Source organism: Enterocloster aldenensis (assembly GCF_003434055.1).
Lineage (GTDB): Bacteria > Bacillota > Clostridia > Lachnospirales > Lachnospiraceae > Enterocloster > Enterocloster aldenensis.
This window is the reverse complement of sequence record NZ_QVEX01000028.1, coordinates 1,951-18,960: the sequence shown is the minus strand read 5'-3', so window position 1 is coordinate 18,960 and position 17,010 is coordinate 1,951. Positions and strand designations below refer to the sequence as shown.

At 50.4% G+C, this 17,010-nt stretch carries 17 protein-coding genes; 15 read left to right on the top strand and 2 right to left on the bottom strand.

All coding sequences use genetic code 11. The features are described 5' to 3' along the window. Window positions 1-6 precede the first annotated feature (6 nt). The gene (locus tag DWX59_RS27310; RefSeq protein ID WP_117563303.1) at window positions 7-1,011 is read right to left on the bottom strand and encodes a beta-propeller fold lactonase family protein; all 1,005 of its coding nucleotides are present in this window, start codon (window positions 1,009-1,011) and stop codon (window positions 7-9) included. A gap of 476 nt (window positions 1,012-1,487) precedes the next feature. Between DWX59_RS27310 and DWX59_RS27305 the strand changes: the two genes are divergently transcribed. The 15 genes from DWX59_RS27305 to DWX59_RS27235 all read left to right on the top strand — a co-directional run bounded on the left by DWX59_RS27305 (window position 1,488) and on the right by DWX59_RS27235 (window position 16,470). Continuing rightward, window positions 1,488-2,282, top strand: coding sequence for a DeoR/GlpR family DNA-binding transcription regulator (locus DWX59_RS27305; RefSeq protein WP_117563302.1), 795 nt, complete (start codon window positions 1,488-1,490; stop codon window positions 2,280-2,282). Between the two features lie 159 nt (window positions 2,283-2,441). Next, window positions 2,442-3,815, top strand: a complete 1,374-nt coding sequence (allB, locus tag DWX59_RS27300) for an allantoinase AllB (RefSeq protein WP_117563301.1) — start codon at window positions 2,442-2,444, stop codon at window positions 3,813-3,815. Next, window positions 3,812-5,347 carry an ABC transporter ATP-binding protein gene (locus tag DWX59_RS27295; RefSeq protein ID WP_117563300.1) on the top strand — a complete coding sequence of 512 codons (1,536 nt, stop codon included), beginning with the start codon at window positions 3,812-3,814 and terminating at the stop codon, window positions 5,345-5,347. The genes allB and DWX59_RS27295 overlap by 4 nt, the downstream gene beginning before the upstream one ends. After that, window positions 5,344-6,426: an ABC transporter permease gene (locus DWX59_RS27290; RefSeq protein ID WP_117563299.1), complete on the top strand. Its 1,083-nt coding sequence runs from the start codon at window positions 5,344-5,346 to the stop codon at window positions 6,424-6,426. The genes DWX59_RS27295 and DWX59_RS27290 overlap by 4 nt, the downstream gene beginning before the upstream one ends. Then, the gene (locus DWX59_RS27285) at window positions 6,423-7,310 is read left to right on the top strand and encodes an ABC transporter permease (protein WP_117563298.1); all 888 of its coding nucleotides are present in this window, start codon (window positions 6,423-6,425) and stop codon (window positions 7,308-7,310) included. The genes DWX59_RS27290 and DWX59_RS27285 overlap by 4 nt, the downstream gene beginning before the upstream one ends. A gap of 54 nt (window positions 7,311-7,364) precedes the next feature. After that, entirely contained in the window at window positions 7,365-8,456 is a 1,092-nt protein-coding gene (locus DWX59_RS27280) for a BMP family ABC transporter substrate-binding protein (protein WP_166460316.1), read from the top strand. Window positions 8,457-8,491: 35 nt separating this feature from the next. Beyond that, entirely contained in the window at window positions 8,492-9,517 is a 1,026-nt protein-coding gene (locus DWX59_RS27275) for an NHL repeat-containing protein (protein ID WP_166460318.1), read from the top strand. 26 nt (window positions 9,518-9,543) lie between these two features. Further along, window positions 9,544-10,323, top strand: coding sequence for a DeoR/GlpR family DNA-binding transcription regulator (locus tag DWX59_RS27270; RefSeq protein WP_117563296.1), 780 nt, complete (start codon window positions 9,544-9,546; stop codon window positions 10,321-10,323). A 126-nt stretch (window positions 10,324-10,449) separates the two neighbouring features. Next, window positions 10,450-11,856, top strand: a complete 1,407-nt coding sequence (locus DWX59_RS27265) for a deoxyguanosinetriphosphate triphosphohydrolase (RefSeq protein ID WP_117563295.1) — start codon at window positions 10,450-10,452, stop codon at window positions 11,854-11,856. A 118-nt stretch (window positions 11,857-11,974) separates the two neighbouring features. Further along, window positions 11,975-12,412 (top strand): ribosomal maturation YjgA family protein, encoded by a 438-nt coding sequence (locus DWX59_RS27260; protein ID WP_227117302.1) that lies wholly within the window; start codon window positions 11,975-11,977, stop codon window positions 12,410-12,412. 5 nt (window positions 12,413-12,417) lie between these two features. Further along, complete coding sequence (locus tag DWX59_RS27255; protein WP_117563294.1) at window positions 12,418-13,365, top strand: sugar-binding domain-containing protein; 948 nt, start codon at window positions 12,418-12,420, stop codon at window positions 13,363-13,365. Window positions 13,366-13,578: 213 nt separating this feature from the next. Continuing rightward, on the top strand, window positions 13,579-14,205 hold the full coding sequence (locus DWX59_RS27250; protein WP_117563293.1) for a DAK2 domain-containing protein: 627 nt from the start codon (window positions 13,579-13,581) through the stop codon (window positions 14,203-14,205). 38 nt (window positions 14,206-14,243) lie between these two features. Further along, a complete protein-coding gene (locus tag DWX59_RS27245; protein WP_117563292.1) occupies window positions 14,244-15,242 on the top strand; it encodes a dihydroxyacetone kinase subunit DhaK in 999 nt (332 codons plus the stop codon). A gap of 52 nt (window positions 15,243-15,294) precedes the next feature. Next, entirely contained in the window at window positions 15,295-15,615 is a 321-nt protein-coding gene (locus DWX59_RS27240) for a hypothetical protein (protein WP_117563291.1), read from the top strand. Between the two features lie 12 nt (window positions 15,616-15,627). After that, entirely contained in the window at window positions 15,628-16,470 is an 843-nt protein-coding gene (locus tag DWX59_RS27235) for a class II fructose-bisphosphate aldolase (RefSeq protein ID WP_117563290.1), read from the top strand. A 116-nt stretch (window positions 16,471-16,586) separates the two neighbouring features. Here the strand turns inward: DWX59_RS27235 and DWX59_RS27230 are convergent. Next, a partial coding sequence (locus tag DWX59_RS27230) for a TRAP transporter large permease subunit (protein ID WP_117563321.1) occupies window positions 16,587-17,010 on the bottom strand: 424 nt, incomplete at its 5' end.

Sequence of the window (17,010 nt, the reverse complement as noted above, 5' to 3'; positions counted from 1 at the left end):
CCTTATTCAATGTGCGGTTAGTTCTAGTATGACGGCCACTGCTTCAGGCGCAGGGACCTGGGAACACGGGCCGGTCAGGCATCCGGTTTCCTGGTTGATCCTGAAACTCACAAGCCCTCCCTCTGTCCGGTTGACGGCCAGCAGATACTGTCCGTCCGGTGTAAGGGTGAAATCGCGGGGATGGATCCCGCCGCTGCCGGTCTGCTGTACCAGCTTTAACTGACAGCCGTCTATATGAAACACGCTTATGATATCGGCAAAGCGTGTGGATACATAGAGGAAACGTCCATCCGGGGACAGCCGTATGGCTGCCGAGGCCGGGGGTTCCTTGTATGCCGTGCCCACGGGCAGGAGCGGATGAACCTGCTCCAGGGTGAAGGCGGGGCCTGACCGCGTATCCGCGGCCAGGGAATATACAAACAGCTGGTTGCTTAGCTCGCTGGCCAGGAACAGCCTGTGGTGGTCCTTATCAAATACTGCGTGGCGGGGACCGGTACCTGCCTCAAACCTTAATTCCCCGGCCGGTGCGAAATCCCTGCTGCAGTCATATATCTTAACCGTGTCAAGGAGCAGGCAGGGAACCAGCATATAGTGGCTGTGGAACAGAATCTGGTGGCAGCCCGCCTTTGGGGCTATATCAATCCACTTTGCCAGTGTCAGGCCGCCGGGGGATTTCTTATAGACCAGGACGCATCCTTCGTGATAATTGGCAGTGTATATATAAGAGTCATCCTGGATGACATAGCAGGCCGGGGCTGTCTCATGAAATGCTTCTCCTGCCAGGCTGACACTGCCCCCGGCTGTATCAAGGAGACATATCCCTGCCTGGCCGTCCCGCTTCCTGGGAGCTGCTAAAAGCGTTCCGTACAGGGACAGGTATTTGCAGTCCAAAGCGTCATAGTATAGTTCAGGTCTTGACAGGTTTCCGTTATCCAGGTCCATGGAAAAACGGTATATCCCAAGACTTTGGGGTGAGGCATAGGTGCCTATATATCCGGTAAGTATATTCATGGCTGATTCCTTTCTATGATAAAAGTGTAACAAGATATGATACAGTTTCTACATCTGTAATTATATGAGTTACAGTAACCTGTGTCAAGCGTTATTTAAATATCATTTAAAAGACCGGGGAGTTGGATGCTTTTTATTAGGATATACACTATTTTGTAAATAATGCGGTGTGGGTGAGGAAGGAAGATTGGCATATTGAATCAGATATAAGTATGTGATATAAATTGAATCTGTCGGGGCGCCATGGTAGAATATCACTAAAGGGTTGGCACAGGTGGATTTTCAACATTCTATTCCACAAAAAGCTGATTTGTATCTGCAATAGACAATGTTTTATTAGGTTAAAATACTAGATAGTTCAATATAATAGGGATTTTACTTAATAAAATAAGTTTTTTAAAAATATTTGTGGAAAACCAAGTTGTAAAAAATGTGGAATTTGGTGAAAAACCAAATGGCAGGGGGAAGATTGACCTATGTATAATAAACGTCAGAAAGAAATTATCCGGTTTTTGTCCGAGGCCAAGTTTGCTAAGATGGAGCAGCTGGCCGAACAGTTCCAGGTCAGTTTGGAAACCATACGCAGGGATTTGCTGGAATTGGAAAAAGATTCTTCTATTAAAAGAGTCAGGGGAGGGGCCGTATATAATAACCTGCGGGCCAAAGAAATGGAATACGAAAAAAAGATGGAGAATAACCAGGTTGAAAAGCATGCCATAGCCAAACTGGCGGCTGAGTATATCAATGACGGGGATGCCATTGCCATGAATAATGGCACTGCGAACCTGGAATTGGCCCGATGCCTGCTGGATACAAAAGAACGTCTGACAGTGGTTACTAATTCTCCGGACATTGCCATGGTCCTGATTGGCAATGAGAGTAACAGCGTTTACCTGACGGCAGGCCGTCTCCGCAGACATAATAAAAGTCTGATTGGAAGCATGTGCAGCCAGAGCCTGGAGGATTTCAGGGTTGATAAGACCATATTGTGCATTGACGGCATTTCCATTGAGGATGGGATTACGGAATACAATACGGAGGAGGCTGCCATATTAAGGAAAATGCTTCAGATTGGGCGTACCAGGATGATTTTATGTGAGTTCAGCAAATTCAGTGAGGTTGCATTTAACAAGGTGTGTTCCGCTGCACAGATTGACTACGTGTTTACAGACTGGAACATATCGTATAAAGAAGTAAAAGCCTGGAGTGATATTCATGTTCGGGTATTGACCGCGGATAGGAAATATATGGAAAATAAGAAGTTGGAGTAAATGTGGAAAACCCGTGGAAATGCTTGTAAAACCACAATTTCCAGTTGCAAAAATTGAACATTAACCAAAGAAAGCTGTCAATTGCCATGATTGACAGCTTTTGTTTGTTTTTGGTAAGATTATACCACATAAGACAGTAAAAAATGAGAGGGTGTGGGGATGATTCAGAACAAACAGTTAATTTGTAATGGCAGGGTTGTACTCCCGAACCGTGTGGAAGATGTATCGCTATTGGTTGAAGACGGCAGGATAACTGCCTTGTTGGAAAAAGGAAGTGATTATTCAGGGGATTGTGAAATCATAGATGCATCAGGGAAGATAGTGATGCCGGGGATGATTGATACACATAATCACATGGGTGACCCGGGACCTGCGAATTTCCGGGAGGATTGGTACTGCGGTTCATGCAGCGCTGCGTCAGGCGGTATCACCACAATCTGCGACATGCCGCTGCCGTCAGAGCCGTCAACCATTGACAGGGAAAGCCTGGCCCTGAAAAAGCAGACGGCAGGGAGCCGTTCAGTGGTAGATTTTGCACTGTGGGGAGGCCTGATTCCTGACAGCATCAAGGATATGAGGGAAATGCACGACCTGGGCTGTGTTGGCTTTAAGGGATTTATGTGTTTTTCAACGAAAGTATACCCCCGTATCACGGATGGTTATCTGGTAGAAGGAATGCGGGAATCGGCATCCTTTCACGGGCTGGTTGCCCTGCATGCCGAGAATGCGGAAGTGGCGGATTTTGGCTGCCGGCATTATTCGGAAATCCACTGCCAGGACGAGGCATGCTTTGACGATGCAAGGCCGTGGTGGACTGAGTTTGACGCAATACAGCGGGCTGTGCTGTTTGCCAGGATGACCGGATCCAGGCTTCTGGTCTGCCACACCACCATCACCCAGGGAGCGGAATTCATAAAGAACCAAAAAAAGGAAGGGGCGCCGGTCTTTGTTGAAACCTGTCCCCATTATCTGATATTTGACAGGAATATACTAAGGGATAAAAAATCCTTTGCAAAATGTACGCCGCCCTTCCGCAGCCGCGAAAATGTAGAAAAGATGTGGGATTATGTAAAAGATGGGACCATAGATGTACTGGGTTCGGACCATGGCCCGTATACAGATGAAGAAAAGGTAATGCAGCACGATTTTTGGAAAGAGTACTGTGGCTTTGGCTGCAATGATGTGATGCTGGCTGCAATGATTTCAGAAGGAGTGAATAAGCGGGGCCTGTCATGGACAAGACTGGCAGAACTTACCTCCCAAAACGCGGCCAGGCTTCTGGGACTGTACCCGAGAAAAGGAAACCTGATGCCGGGGGCGGATGCGGATTTTATATTCATTGACCCGGATGAGAACTGGGTTTATGACGGAACCAAATCATTCTCCAAAACAAAGAGTGACAAAGGTCCGTATCATGGAATGGAGCTGAAGGGCCGTGTGACAGATACATTTGTCAGGGGAAAAAGGGTATATGGAGATGGAAGAATCCTGTGCGATGCAGGATATGGCAGATATATCAGAAGCGAGGGATGATTATGGGGAGGCAGATTGAATTAAAGAAAATCACCAAGGTATTTGGGAAACTGACAGCTAATTCCGAGGTGGATTTTACAGTTGAATCTGGAAAGATATATGGATTGATTGGGGAAAATGGGGCGGGCAAGACAACACTCATGCGTGTGCTTTACGGAATGTATGAGCCGGATGGAGGCGAAATACTGATTGACGGTAAGGCCGTGCGGTTTAAGAGCCCCAAAGATGCCATTGACATGGGAATAGGTATGGTACACCAGCATTTTGCATTGGTCCCCACCCTTACAGTGACGCAGAACATGATACTTGGCAAACCCATACAGAAAAAGAACGGGCTCCTGGACATGAAGCAGGCGGAACAGATGGTTTTGGATATTGGTAAACAGTATAAGCTGGAGGTTCCGCCCAAAGCGCTGGTCAAGGATATACCGGTCAGCCTGCAGCAGCGTGTGGAAATCCTGAAAGCACTTTATCTTGGGGCAGACCTTCTGATTATGGATGAACCCACGGCCGTACTCACCCCACAGGAAATTGTAAAGCTGTTTGAAACCCTGGTGGAACTGCGTAACGCAGGAAAGAGCATCATACTGATTACCCATAAGCTCAATGAAATCATGCAGATTACAGATGAAATCATGGTACTCAGACTGGGGAAGGTTACAGGGCACGTAAAGACCTCTGAGACAGATGAGCGCAGAATTGCAGAGATGATGGTGGGGCGCCAGCTTAGCGAACAAAAGGAAAAGAAAGTGGTTGACCAGTCCCAGATTGCCCTGGAAGCAGAGCGGCTTGAATATGTGGACAAATGGGGGGTCAAGGCAGTTGACGACATTTCATTCACCTTACATAAAGGAGAGATACTTGGCATTGCAGGGGTCCAGGGGAATGGGCAGTCTGAATTAATCGATATATTAACCGGTATGGTCAATGACTATAAAGGGACGATACTGATTGAAGGCAGGGAGGTATCGCCATCCATGGGAACCAGGATCAGGCGGGAATATGGGATGGGATGCATTCCTGAGGACCGGCAACTTACAGGGGCAGCGGTAGGCGCCACCATTCTTTCTAATTTTATCATGGAAGGATACCGGTCCAGGGATTTTGCAGGTAGGTATTTCATCAATTATAAAAAGGCGAAACAGATTACCTGGGACAATGTGAAGAAATTTACAGTGAAAACAGATAACATCATGAATGATGCCCTGTCTTTGTCCGGCGGCAATCTTCAGAAGTTGATAGTAGCCAGGGAATTATACCTGAAACCATCTGTCCTCATAGCTGCCCAGCCAAGCCGCGGCGTGGATATCGGGGCAACGGAGTATATTCATGATACGCTTGTGGAACACCGCAACCAGGGCAATGCTGTCCTGCTGGTTTCCAATGAACTTTCTGAAATCATGGCAATCAGCGACCGCATACTGGTCATCTATAATGGACGTTTTGTGGGGGAAGTTAATCCGGGTGCGGCAACAGAGGAAGAAATCGGCCTGCTGATGGCTGGAATTGTAAGGGAGGGTACAGCTGTATGAATTTTACGTATAGGCCGACGCCAATCAGTGTTAAGACTGCTCTTATGGCAGTGGCATTTGGTTTGCTGGTCGGCGCAGTCCTGATTTTTGCAACAGGCAATAATCCTATTGTTATCTATGCCGCCCTTTTGCGCGGCGCATGCGGTTCCATGTTCGCCCTGGCATCCAGCATCCGTTGGACCGTGCCCCTGATATTTGCAGGGGTGGCGGCATCCATTGCCTTTAAGGGCGGGGTCTTCAACATGGGTGTGGAAGGACAGATGTACATGGGCGGACTGGCAGCAGCCATTGTGGGCATCACATTCAGGGATTTGCCGGGATATGTCCTGATACCGTTCATGTTCCTTGCCAGCATGCTGGTGGGTATGATATGGGCGCTGCCTCCGATTCTGGCCAAGCTTTATTACGGCAGCAGCGAGGTGGTGCCGTGCATGATGCTGAACTATGTGGCAATGTATCTTACGGATTATCTGGTACATAATGTGTTCCTTGCCAGCGGCAACCGGGGCGCGACCATCAAGACGGACATGATTGCTGAACAGGGGCAGCTGACCAAGCTGATACCGGGAACCAATGTGACCACGGCACTGTTAATCAGCCTTGCGGTTGTGGCTTTCTATTGGATTATGATTAAACGGTCAAAATTCGGCTATGAATTTGAGGTATGCGGGATTAACCCCAGGTTTGCCAAGTATGGTGGAGTGAATGTAAATACGGCAAGGATTGGCGTCATCCTTATGAGCGGGGCCATTGCGGGGCTGGGCGGCGCCACTGAGATCATGGGAGTCAGGCTTTGCTTTGAGAGCCGTTTTGTGGGGGATTTTGCAACCAATGGAATCCTGTCAGCCCTGCTGGGCAGCTGCTCTCCTCTTGGAACCTTGTTCGGCGCGGTATTTATGGGTTTTTTAAAGGCAGGTTCCCTGACCGTGGAGCGGACCACCAGCGTATCAAGGGCAGTGGCCGTGGTCATACAGTGTACCATCATATGTTTTGTTTCCGCCAAGGCATTTGCAGGTATGCTGGATTGGAAACGGTTACCATTCATCAGGCATAACGTAAAGGAAGGAGAGGCATCATGAATATTTCGCTTTTAATCAGCGCTACCATGAGGTATTCCGCCCCCATCCTGCTGGCTGCAGTGGGAGCCCTGTTCTGTGATTGTGCCGGGGTAACATTCATCATATTGGAAGCCCAGATGCTGCTGGCCTGTTTTTTTGCGGTCATTGCAGGCTACTATTTCCACAGCTGGGTGATAGGGGTGCTGTGTGCGGTTATTGCAACCCTTATCCTGGGGTGCTTCTTTACCTGGATTACCATGAAAATGAAAGCCATTGAGCTGGTGGTTGGCTTTGCCATCAATTTCCTGATTGACGGCTTTACCATATATCTGCTCAGGATGGTGTTTCACCAGACCGGTTCCTTTATATCGCCGGATATCCCATCCATATCCAGGATTACGGTCCCTGTGATTTGTGATATCCCGGTGATTGGAAGTATTTTTACACAGCAGACATGGATTGTGTATGCAGCCTTTCTCACCGTGGCAGCCGCGGCCGTCATTATTTATCACACGCCTTACGGACTGCGTATCCTGTCCAGCGGTGCCAATCCGGAAGCAGCCGAGGCAGTGGGGATTAATATAAATAAGACGCGGATTTCCTGTATCCTGATTGCCAGCGTGCTGTGCGCATTGGCTGGAAGCCAGCTCTCCATCGGATTTTTGTCCATGTTTTCTGAGGGTATGACTGTGGGTAAGGGGTATATTGCACTGGGCGCATTGATGTTCTCAAGGCGTAGGCCTGTGCTGGTCCTGTTCATCACGCTGCTGTTTGGGTTTGCGGAAGCATTTGGAAACCAGGTACAGCTTAGCGGGACCATTGCTTCTGAGCTTGTGTTGATGATTCCATATCTGGCAGTGCTTGCATGTGTGTTTATCAGAAAACCGGTAAAGGAACAATTTTAACATATAAAACAAATGGAACAAACAAAAAAAGAACAAGAAAACGGAGGAAAAGAAATGAAAAAAGCAACAGCAGCAATTCTAGGAGCAGTGGCGGCAATGACAATTCTCAGTGCCTGTGGTTCAGGCAGTACGGCGAAAGACACGGCAGCGGCTCCCCAGACCGAGGCCGTGAAGACAGAAGCCCCGGCAGAAAAGAAGGAGACAGAAGCATCAGAGGCCCCAAAGACAGCGCTGAAGGCAGCATTCATAACACCCCAGGCCCTGGGTGACGGCTCTGTAACTGACTTAAGTTATTCCGGTTTTACAAAGGCAGCGGAGGAATATGGCATGGATACCCAGGTAGTGGAGGTCCAGGTAGGCGAGTATGAGGAAACACTGCGCTCCATGGCCCAGGAAGGATACGGACTGCTGGTATGTCTCCAGCCTGAGATGGTGGATGCCATCTGTACCGTGGCCCCGGAGTACCCGGACACGAAATTTTTCAGCATGAACGGTGAAATTAACGCTATCCCCAATGTGCTGGGGTCTGCCAACAAGGAGCAGGAAGGTTCCTACCTGGCAGGCGTGACGGCTGCGCTTATGTCAGAAACAGGTAAGATAGGAGCTGTCATCGGGCAGGATATGGCACAGAATAACAGATATGCGGCAGGTTATGAGGATGGGGCCAAAGCAGCCAATCCGGACATTGAAGTATCCATCATGTATGCAGGTACCTTTGAGGACCCGGCCAAGGGCAAGGAACTGGCGCTCACCTTATATAATTCAGGTTATGATGTGGTATATCAGGTAGCGGCAAAGACGGGACTTGGTGTATTTGAGGCGGCGAAGGAACTTGGCGAAGGGCATTATGTGGTTGGATGTGACATTGACCAGAGCCCGCTGCTTCCTGGACAGGTGGTCGGAAGCCAGATTACACCATATGATACATGGGTATATGCAGCGATGAAGGATTATGCAGAGGGGAAGTTCGAAGGCGGACGCACAGAAGCATTTTCCATGAAACGTACGGACGGAGCAGGGTTTGATTTTGATTCCACAGGCAAGATTACATATAAGGATGGCGTGAAGGATATGGTGGAGGAGAGCAAGGAAAAAATCATGTCCGGCGAAATCGTGCCTGAAAGTGTACGCGAAAAAGATAAATAGGGATATGGATGTTAAAGAGGGGAAGGGCTGCAAAGATGGCAGAGATGATTAAGGGGATTGCGGACCGCGACAAGGCCGGCAGATCTTATTATACAAGCAATGGATATACCTACGAACTCCACCCGGATTATGGCAGGTTCCCGGATTGCTTTGGGCTTACCATGTATTCAGGGGGATGCTGTGACAAGGAGGACAACCTGTTTTTATCCACACGGGATGTGGACCACCCCATCATGATGCTGGACCCGGAGGGGAATTATGTAACAGATTTTGGAAAAGGCCTGTTTAAAGAAACCCATACCCTGTGCGTGACACCAGATGATACATTACTGTGCGTGGACGTAGCCATGCATGTGCTTCGGGAAATCAGCAAAGACGGGGAGCTGATCCGCGATATCGGTACGCCGGGAGTTCCAAGTGACAGCGGGTTTGACCCTGATATCTGGAGGAAACGCCAGAGAATGGGAAAATACGTACCGACGGATGTCTCTTTTGACAAGGGATGGTCTTTCTTCATGGGAGTGGGAACCATAAAGCGGGCCGCGCCTCCCTTTAATAAACCTACAGGTGTGGCATTTGCACCATCCGGTGACCTGTTTGTCAGTGACGGCTATGGAAATGCAGCCATCCACCGTTTTACCAGGGATGGGAAGCTGGTCCGGACCTGGGGAGGGCCTGGGGATGAACCGGGACGGTTTGTGGTGCCTCATTGTCTCTGTGTGGATGTTCTGGGCCGTATATGGGTTGGGGACAGGGATGGAAACCGGCTCCATGTATTCTCAGAAGACGGAGAACTGCTGGCATACTTTGATGGGAACCTGTATCAGCCTACCGGACTCTGGGCGGATAGGAACTACGTGTATGTGGCAGAGCGGGGAGGCGGCCTTACAATAATTGATATGGAACTGAATGTGAGGGCACAGCTGGGATTTTATAATTCATCCATCCGGGCCCATGGAATGTGCGGAAACAGCAGGGGAGAACTATTCCTGATGCCCCTTACCACATATGACAGACATTTTCTGATGAAACTGTCCCCGGTGGCCGTTCCTGGGAGGTGACCTACATAGAGTTGGGGAGGTGAATCATGTACAGTGAGCGCCAGAGGGAGATGCTCAGGTATCTGTCCGAGGTAAAATTTGCCAAGGTAGAGCAGCTGTCCGACCTGTTTCACGTATCCATCGAAACCATACGCCGGGATTTGCTGGAATTGGAAAAAGACTCATCCGTAAAGCGTATTCGGGGCGGTGCAACCTACAGCAGCTTCAGGGCAAAGGAACTGGAGTTTTCAAAAAAAATGGAAAGCAACCAGCAGGAAAAGCTGGCCATTGCCCAAGCGGCAGCAGAATATATTAATGACGGGGATGCCATTGCCATGAATAATGGAAGCACGACCCTGTCCCTGGCAAGATATCTCTTAAAAAGCGGGAAGATGCTGACCGTGGTAACCAATTCACCGGACATTGCACTGATATTAAGCGATAATGAGAGCAACCAGATTTATCTTACTTCCGGGTATCTGAGGAAGCATAATAAGAGTCTGGTGGGAAGCACGTGCAGGGAATGTCTTGAGGATTTCCGCGTAGATAAGACCATACTGAGCATTGATGGGATTTCCATTGAAGATGGTGTGACGGAATATAATACGGAGGAGGCAGCAGTCCTGCGGAAAATGCTTGAGATAGGACATTCTAAAATCATCCTGTGCGAGTTTAATAAGTTTAGCGAGGTGGCTTTTAACAAGGTGTGCAGCGCCGAACAGGTAGATTATGTCTTTACGGACTGGAATATGCCGGCAAAGGAGATTAAGGCATGGAATGATATTGGGGTAAAGGTGCTGGTGTCACCACAGGAAAAATATGCATAGAAGCAATGGACAGGGCCGGAATCTGCCGTTTATAGGGCGGCTTCCGGCCCTTCCTGTATATTTGTATTTGCATTTTCCCCCAAATTGTTGATAATAGAGTATAGAAACGAAAAAGGAGACAATCCCATGAACTGGACAACCCTGCTTTGCGATGACCGTATCCGCAGCTATAAGAAATCATCCTCCACCGACCTGCGCACTGAGTTTGAGAAGGATTACCACCGCATTATCGGAAGCGCCTCCTTCCGCCGCCTCCAGGACAAGACCCAGGTCTTTCCACTGGACCGCAGCGACTTTGTCAGGACCAGGCTTACCCATTCCCTGGAGGTTTCCTCCCTGGCCAAGTCCCTGGGGCAGAATATATCCGAGAGCATACGGGTGAATGTTAAGGACGATACCTTCCTGCCGGAGCACAAGGCGGCTGTGTGCGACATCCTTCAGTGTGCAGGGCTGATCCATGACATCGGGAACCCGCCCTTTGGACATTTTGGGGAAACCTCCATACAGGACTGGTTTAAACAGAACCTGGGCAGGCTTACGTTTAAGGGCCAGGCCATAAGTGATATGCTTAAGCCCCAGATGCTGCAGGACTTTTATCATTTTGAAGGCAATACCCAGGCCTTCCGGGTGGTGACCAGGCTGCATTTCCTGGTGGATGAGCATGGCATGAACCTGACCAAGGCGCTGCTTGGGACCATTATCAAGTATCCTGTGTCCTCCCTTGGGATAGATAAGAAAAGCGGTAACATCAGGACAAAGAAGATGGGATATTTCTATGCGGATAAGGATAATTTTGAAGATGTGCAGCGCTCCGCCGGGACCTTTGGCATGAGGCATCCCCTGACCTTCCTTCTGGAGGCGGCAGATGATATTGCGTATAAAACAGCGGATATAGAGGACGCGGTGAAAAAGGGCTGCATTTCCTATGAACGGCTTCTGCAGGAGCTTAGGGGCTTCCGGCCGGAACAGCAGACAGAGCAGTACCGGAGGATTGTCTCGTGGCTGGAGGAGCGGTTTGGCAAGGGCGTCCAGAGGGATTACAGCCGCCCGGACCTGTATGCGGTGCAGAACTGGGTGATAAGCGCCCAGGGGCAGATGATTGCAGGGGTGACGGACTGCTTTACTGCGAATTACGGCGCCATCATGGACGGCAGTTACGGGAAGGATATGTTCGCAGGAACCGGCGTGGAGCTTCTGATGGACGCCCTGGGGGATATTGCCTTCCGCTATGCTTTTGACACCAGGCCCATACTTAAACTGGAGATTGCGGCCCAGACCATTTTCAGCTTCCTGCTGGAGCGGTTCGTGGACGCGGTCATACCCTGGGATACGGACCTGCCCATGACACAGGTGCAGAATAAGATGGTTTCCCTTATTTCCGATAATTATAAGAAGATTTATTCCATCTGTTCAAAGGACAAGGATGAGGCGGAAAAGCTGTACCTGCGCCTGCTGCTGGTGACGGATTATATCTGCGGAATGACGGACAGTTATGCCAAGGATCTGTACCAGGAACTGAATGGGATTGTATAAGGCTGCATGGGACTGCGCGGAATCCTGTGGGACTGCAGGGTGCCATATGGTTCTATTATAGAAGTAATGGGGCAAGGGAGGAGCTGGAATCGTGATAATAAGTAAAAGCAGGCAGAGGATGGGATATCTGGCCGCATTCGTCATCCTATTCCTTATTGAGGCAGCCATTGCGCTGTGGGTGCATGACCGGTTTATCCGCCCTTATATAGGGGATGTGCTGGTGGTGGTGCTGGTATATGTTTTTGTGCGGATTTTCTTTCCGTCCGGCGCCAGGCATCTGGTACTGTATGTGTTCCTGTTTGCCGTCTGCGTGGAGGTGCTGCAGTATTTCCGCCTGGTGGAGTTATTAGGGCTTCAGGCGTTCAGGGCGGCCAGAATCATACTTGGGTCGGTATTTGACTTAAAGGATATTGCGTGTTATGGCGTGGGATGCCTGGGTCTGGCGCTGTTTGAGCAGCTTGGACGGAAGGGAAGGCCTGGACCGCTTAGGCGGCCTGGGCGGAGACGGAGACCTGGGACGTTGGAAGAAGACGCAAAAACACAGGACGGGAGCTGATTGGGATGGGAAGTGCTGATGGTGACAGGAAGGTGGAACGCCTGGTGGAGGTGGCCAGGATGTATTATGAACAGGACCGGACACAGAGCGAGATTGCCGCGCATTATGGGATTTCCAGGCCCATGGTCAGCAAGCTGTTAAAAACTGCCAGGGATACGGGGATTGTGACCATCCGTATCCAGGCCCCTCAGATACGGGAAAGCGGACAGGCTTCCCTTATGGAACTGGTGGGAAGGAAGTTTGGCGTCTATGGAGGCCTGGTGATACCGGACGGCTGCGGCGACCATGCAACCAATGCCGCGGTGGCAGAGGCGGCCATCCGTTTCCTGGAAGGCCTGGGAGAGGATCATCTGGGAATCGGCTGGGGACATATCATTGGGGATGTGGTCAAATGCATGGAGCAGAAGAACCGGCTGGTTCCCCTGTGCACGTCCGTATGCCCCCTGATCGGCAACGGCGGCGTGGGGCTTAAGAATTATCATTCCAATGAACTGGTGCGGGCCATTGCGGAGCACAGCGGGGCCAGGCCTGATTTTATCTATTCCCCAGCATCCGTGCTGTCTGAGCAGGAACTGCGCCTCATGAAGTCCCTGGATAATTACCATGAGGTGTACAGGTCCTGGGAAAAGCTGGATATCGCCCTTGTGAATATCGGGAATTTTCCTTCTACCCCTGATTTTGCATCGGAGGCAAGGTATGGGGACAGGCTGGCCAGACAGAAGGCGGTGGGGCGGATCCTTAATTATTATATTGATGTGGAAGGCCATGTAATCCGTTCTGAGACGGATTATGCAATCCAGATTCCCCTGGAGCTTCTGGCAAAAACCAGGTATGCGGTTGGAATCTGTTCTGCCAACACAAGCCCAAAGGCGCTCAGGGGAGCGCTGAAGTCAGGATACATCAACCACATCCTTGCGCCGGAGCATGTAATCAGGGAAATGCTGGAACAGTAAATCCTGAAGTAAATGCCCTGAGGGAAAATCATGAGAAATGGATAAGGTTACATATGTAACTAAAAATGTGCAGTTTGTCATAGGAACTGTGCATTTTTTGTGCAATTTCTAAAAAGTATGAATTTTAAACCAGAATAAATTGACAAGTATGTCAGTGGATGATAATCTAAAACTATGGAATAATTGGGGAAACTGCGTGAAAGGAGGTTACATATGTTACTTGCGAAACCGGAAGTCATACAAATGTTCAAAAAGATAGCCCTGCTCTGGAATGAGAACAAGGACTATCTCAGCCAGATTGATTCCAGATTCGGGGACGGGGACCATGGCATCACAATCGGAAAAATAGCCAGCCTGATGGAGAAAAGCATAGAGGGCTGGGAAGACGACGACATGGAGACGTTCATTGAGGATTTGGGGGACAACACCATGGAGATTGGAGGCGGCAGCGCGGGACCGTTATACGGAACCATGATCGGGGGCCTGTCAGGACCGTTGGAGGGGAACAGACCCATTGACGCAAAGATATTGAAGGAAATGTTCACCGAATGCCTGTCAGCCATGGAGGATATCACGACAGCGGGCATAGGGGATAAAACCATGATGGATGCCCTGATTCCGGCCGTGGATGCGGCCCAGAAGGCAGATGACGATATCATGGCCATCCTGAAAGCGGCCAAGGAGGCGGCTGTCAGGGGGGCAAAGGAAAGCGAACAGTACATATCCAGGTACGGAAGGGCCAGAAGCTATAAGGAGCAGACCATAGGGACACCTGACGCCGGGGCAGTGAGCACATCCCTGTTCTTTGCCGGATTATACGACGGACTTAAGGATGAATGAAAGGCCTGGAAAATAACAGATAGGAGAGGTAGGACAATATGAAGATGAAGAAATTTATTAATAACCCAGAGAACCTGACACCGGAACTTCTGGAAGGCTTTGCCATGGCCCACAAGGACCTGGTCACACTGGGGGAGAACCGTATGGTCATCAACAATAAGCTGGCAGACGCTGACCGTGTTACAATTGTAACCCAGGGCGGCTCGGGCCATGAACCTGCCATCAGCGGATTTGTGGGAGAGGGCATGGTGGACATATCGGTCGTAGGCGATGTGTTTGCGGCTCCCGGGCCTCAGGCGTGTCTGGATGCCATCAAGATGGCGGATAAGGGCAAGGGTGTGCTATATATTGTGCTGAACCATGCAGGCGATATGCTGACCGGAAACCTGACCATGAAGAAGTGCGCCAAGGAGGGACTGAACGTTGTCAAGGTAGTGACCCAGGAGGACATTGCCAATGCCCCAAGGTCCAACGCAGATGACAGGAGGGGCCTGGTTGGCTGCATCCCCACCTACAAGATAGCGGGAGCGGCTGCCGCTGAAGGCAAAAGCCTGGAAGAGGTGGCTGCCATAACGCAGCGGTTTGCGGATAACATGGCAACCCTGGCCGTGGCTGTTTCCGGCGCAACCCATCCTGCAACAGGAAGCCTTCTGGCTGACCTGGGCGAGGACGAGATGGAGATTGGAATGGGGCAGCACGGAGAGGGCGGCGGAGGCCGCCAGCCCATGAAGTCGGCGGATGAGACAGCCAGAATCATGCTGGACGGGCTTCTTGCCGACCTGGATATAAAGGACGGCGAGAAAATCATGCTGATCCTCAATGGCACAGGCGCCACCACGCTGATGGAGCTGTTCATCATTTACCGCAGGTGCGTGGAATACCTGAGGGAGAAAAACATTGAGATAGCTGCCAATTATGTGGGCGAGCTGCTGACCGTGCAGGAACAGGCAGGATTCCAGATGTTCATGGCAAGGATGGACGACGAACTGCTTCATTATTGGAATGCGCCATGCAACACGCCGTATATGAAGAAATAGCAGGATGAAGGCCGCTGGTTTTCTTAACACATACGAACTAGGAGGGTATGATATGGCAGCTGAATATATGCACATCGGCATCCCGGTCCTCAACAAAAAAGAGGGGATGACCTATAACGAGGATATGAAGTTCTGGGTCAGCAGGGTGGATGACTATGATTTTAAGATTGAGTACCTGAAATTTGAGGAGGGGACCCCGTTCCCTGAGATACTTTCCAAACAGCCCCATGTGGCATATAAGGTGGATGACCTGGACCATTATGCGGCCCAGGCCCAGCGGGTTATCTTTGGGCCTGCTGACTGCGGCCCAGGGGTACGCCTTGCATTCGTGATATGGGATGACGCAATCATCGAGCTGTATGAAAAAAAGTGAGGAGAATGACAGATGCTGGTTAGTATGAATCAGGTCTTAAAAAGCGCCGTGGACCGGCAGTGCTGCATCGGGGCGTTTGATACGCCCAGCCTGGAGATCCTGATGGCGGTCCTTGGCGCGGCTGAGAAACGCAATGAGCCGGTGATTGTCCAGCATGCCCAGCTCCATGAATGCGAGATACCCATTGACGTCATCGGCCCCATCATGGTGCGGATGGCAGAGGATGCCCTGATTCCCGTATGCGTGATGCTGGACCACGGGGAGGACATTGCCTATGTGAAAAAAGCCCTGTCCCTTGGATTCAGCGCCGTGATGATTGACGGTTCCTCCCTTTCCTATGAGGACAACGTACGCCTGACCAGGGAGGTGACAACACTTGCAAAAGAGTACAATGCGGATGTGGAGGCTGAAATCGGCATTGTGACAGGACATGAGGGACGGGTGTTTGATATCAGGGATGTGAGTGAGGCATATACGGAGCCGGAACTGGCCGCAAGGTTTGTAAAGGACACCGGCATTGACGCCCTGGCTGCATCGGTTGGCACGGTCCATGGCTTCTATGCCACAAAGCCCAGGCTGGATTTTCAGCGGATCCGGCGGATCCGGGAACTGACAGGGGTGCCCCTGGTCATGCACGGCGGCTCGGGCATCAGCGTGGAGGACACCCAGAAGGCCATCCGCTGCGGTATCCGCAAGATAAATTATTTTTCCTACATGTCCAATGCGGGCGTTAAGGCGGTTAAGGAACTGCTGGAGGAAAAGGACGTGAAATATTTCCATGAACTGGCCAATGCGGCAACCCTTGCAATGGAAAAGGACGTGCTGCAGGCCATGGCGATGTTTGCGTTGGACTGACAGATGATTTGAGATGCAGGGAATCAAATAAAAAGGTACGATTCCCGGACAGGAGTTTTATAAACTCCGTTTGTCCGGAAGCCGTACCTTTTTAAATATCAGTACCTGGTTCCGTCTTAACCTCCTAAGACAAGGCTGGCAACGCCTGTGGTTAAGAATGGGACATAGGTCACAAGACCCAGCACGATGAAGTTGGCAATGAGGAAAGGCATCAGGGCCTTTACATTGTCAGACAGCTTATTGCCCGCTATATTGGTAGCCGCGAACAGGCAGACGCCTACAGGCGGCGTACAGAGACCGAGAACCAGGTTCATGACTACCAGGACGCCGAACTGGACGGAATCCACGCCCACTGAGGTGGCCAGCTGCAAAAGCACTGGGAACAGGATCAGGATGGCTGCAATGGTTTCCATGAACATTCCAACAAAGATCAGGAACAGGTTAATGAGCAGCAGCAGGATATATTTGTTGCTTGTCAGATTGAGCATGGCCTCCGCAATCATGTTCGGGATACGTTCCTTGGTCAGGATATATGCGAAT

Coding starts and splice junctions, on each gene's coding strand:
- DWX59_RS27295 (WP_117563300.1), top strand. CDS start 3,812: ATGATTATGGGGAGGCAGATTGAATTAAAGAAAATCACCAAGGTATTT.
- DWX59_RS27240 (WP_117563291.1), top strand. CDS start 15,295: ATGGCAGCTGAATATATGCACATCGGCATCCCGGTCCTCAACAAAAAA.
- DWX59_RS27285 (WP_117563298.1), top strand. CDS start 6,423: ATGAATATTTCGCTTTTAATCAGCGCTACCATGAGGTATTCCGCCCCC.
- DWX59_RS27265 (WP_117563295.1), top strand. CDS start 10,450: ATGAACTGGACAACCCTGCTTTGCGATGACCGTATCCGCAGCTATAAG.
- DWX59_RS27275 (WP_166460318.1), top strand. CDS start 8,492: ATGGCAGAGATGATTAAGGGGATTGCGGACCGCGACAAGGCCGGCAGA.
- DWX59_RS27310 (WP_117563303.1), bottom strand. CDS start 1,011: ATGAATATACTTACCGGATATATAGGCACCTATGCCTCACCCCAAAGT.
- allB (WP_117563301.1), top strand. CDS start 2,442: ATGATTCAGAACAAACAGTTAATTTGTAATGGCAGGGTTGTACTCCCG.
- DWX59_RS27255 (WP_117563294.1), top strand. CDS start 12,418: ATGGGAAGTGCTGATGGTGACAGGAAGGTGGAACGCCTGGTGGAGGTG.
- DWX59_RS27305 (WP_117563302.1), top strand. CDS start 1,488: ATGTATAATAAACGTCAGAAAGAAATTATCCGGTTTTTGTCCGAGGCC.
- DWX59_RS27280 (WP_166460316.1), top strand. CDS start 7,365: ATGAAAAAAGCAACAGCAGCAATTCTAGGAGCAGTGGCGGCAATGACA.
- DWX59_RS27260 (WP_227117302.1), top strand. CDS start 11,975: ATGGGATATCTGGCCGCATTCGTCATCCTATTCCTTATTGAGGCAGCC.
- DWX59_RS27245 (WP_117563292.1), top strand. CDS start 14,244: ATGAAGATGAAGAAATTTATTAATAACCCAGAGAACCTGACACCGGAA.
- DWX59_RS27270 (WP_117563296.1), top strand. CDS start 9,544: ATGTACAGTGAGCGCCAGAGGGAGATGCTCAGGTATCTGTCCGAGGTA.
- DWX59_RS27290 (WP_117563299.1), top strand. CDS start 5,344: ATGAATTTTACGTATAGGCCGACGCCAATCAGTGTTAAGACTGCTCTT.
- DWX59_RS27235 (WP_117563290.1), top strand. CDS start 15,628: ATGCTGGTTAGTATGAATCAGGTCTTAAAAAGCGCCGTGGACCGGCAG.
- DWX59_RS27250 (WP_117563293.1), top strand. CDS start 13,579: ATGTTACTTGCGAAACCGGAAGTCATACAAATGTTCAAAAAGATAGCC.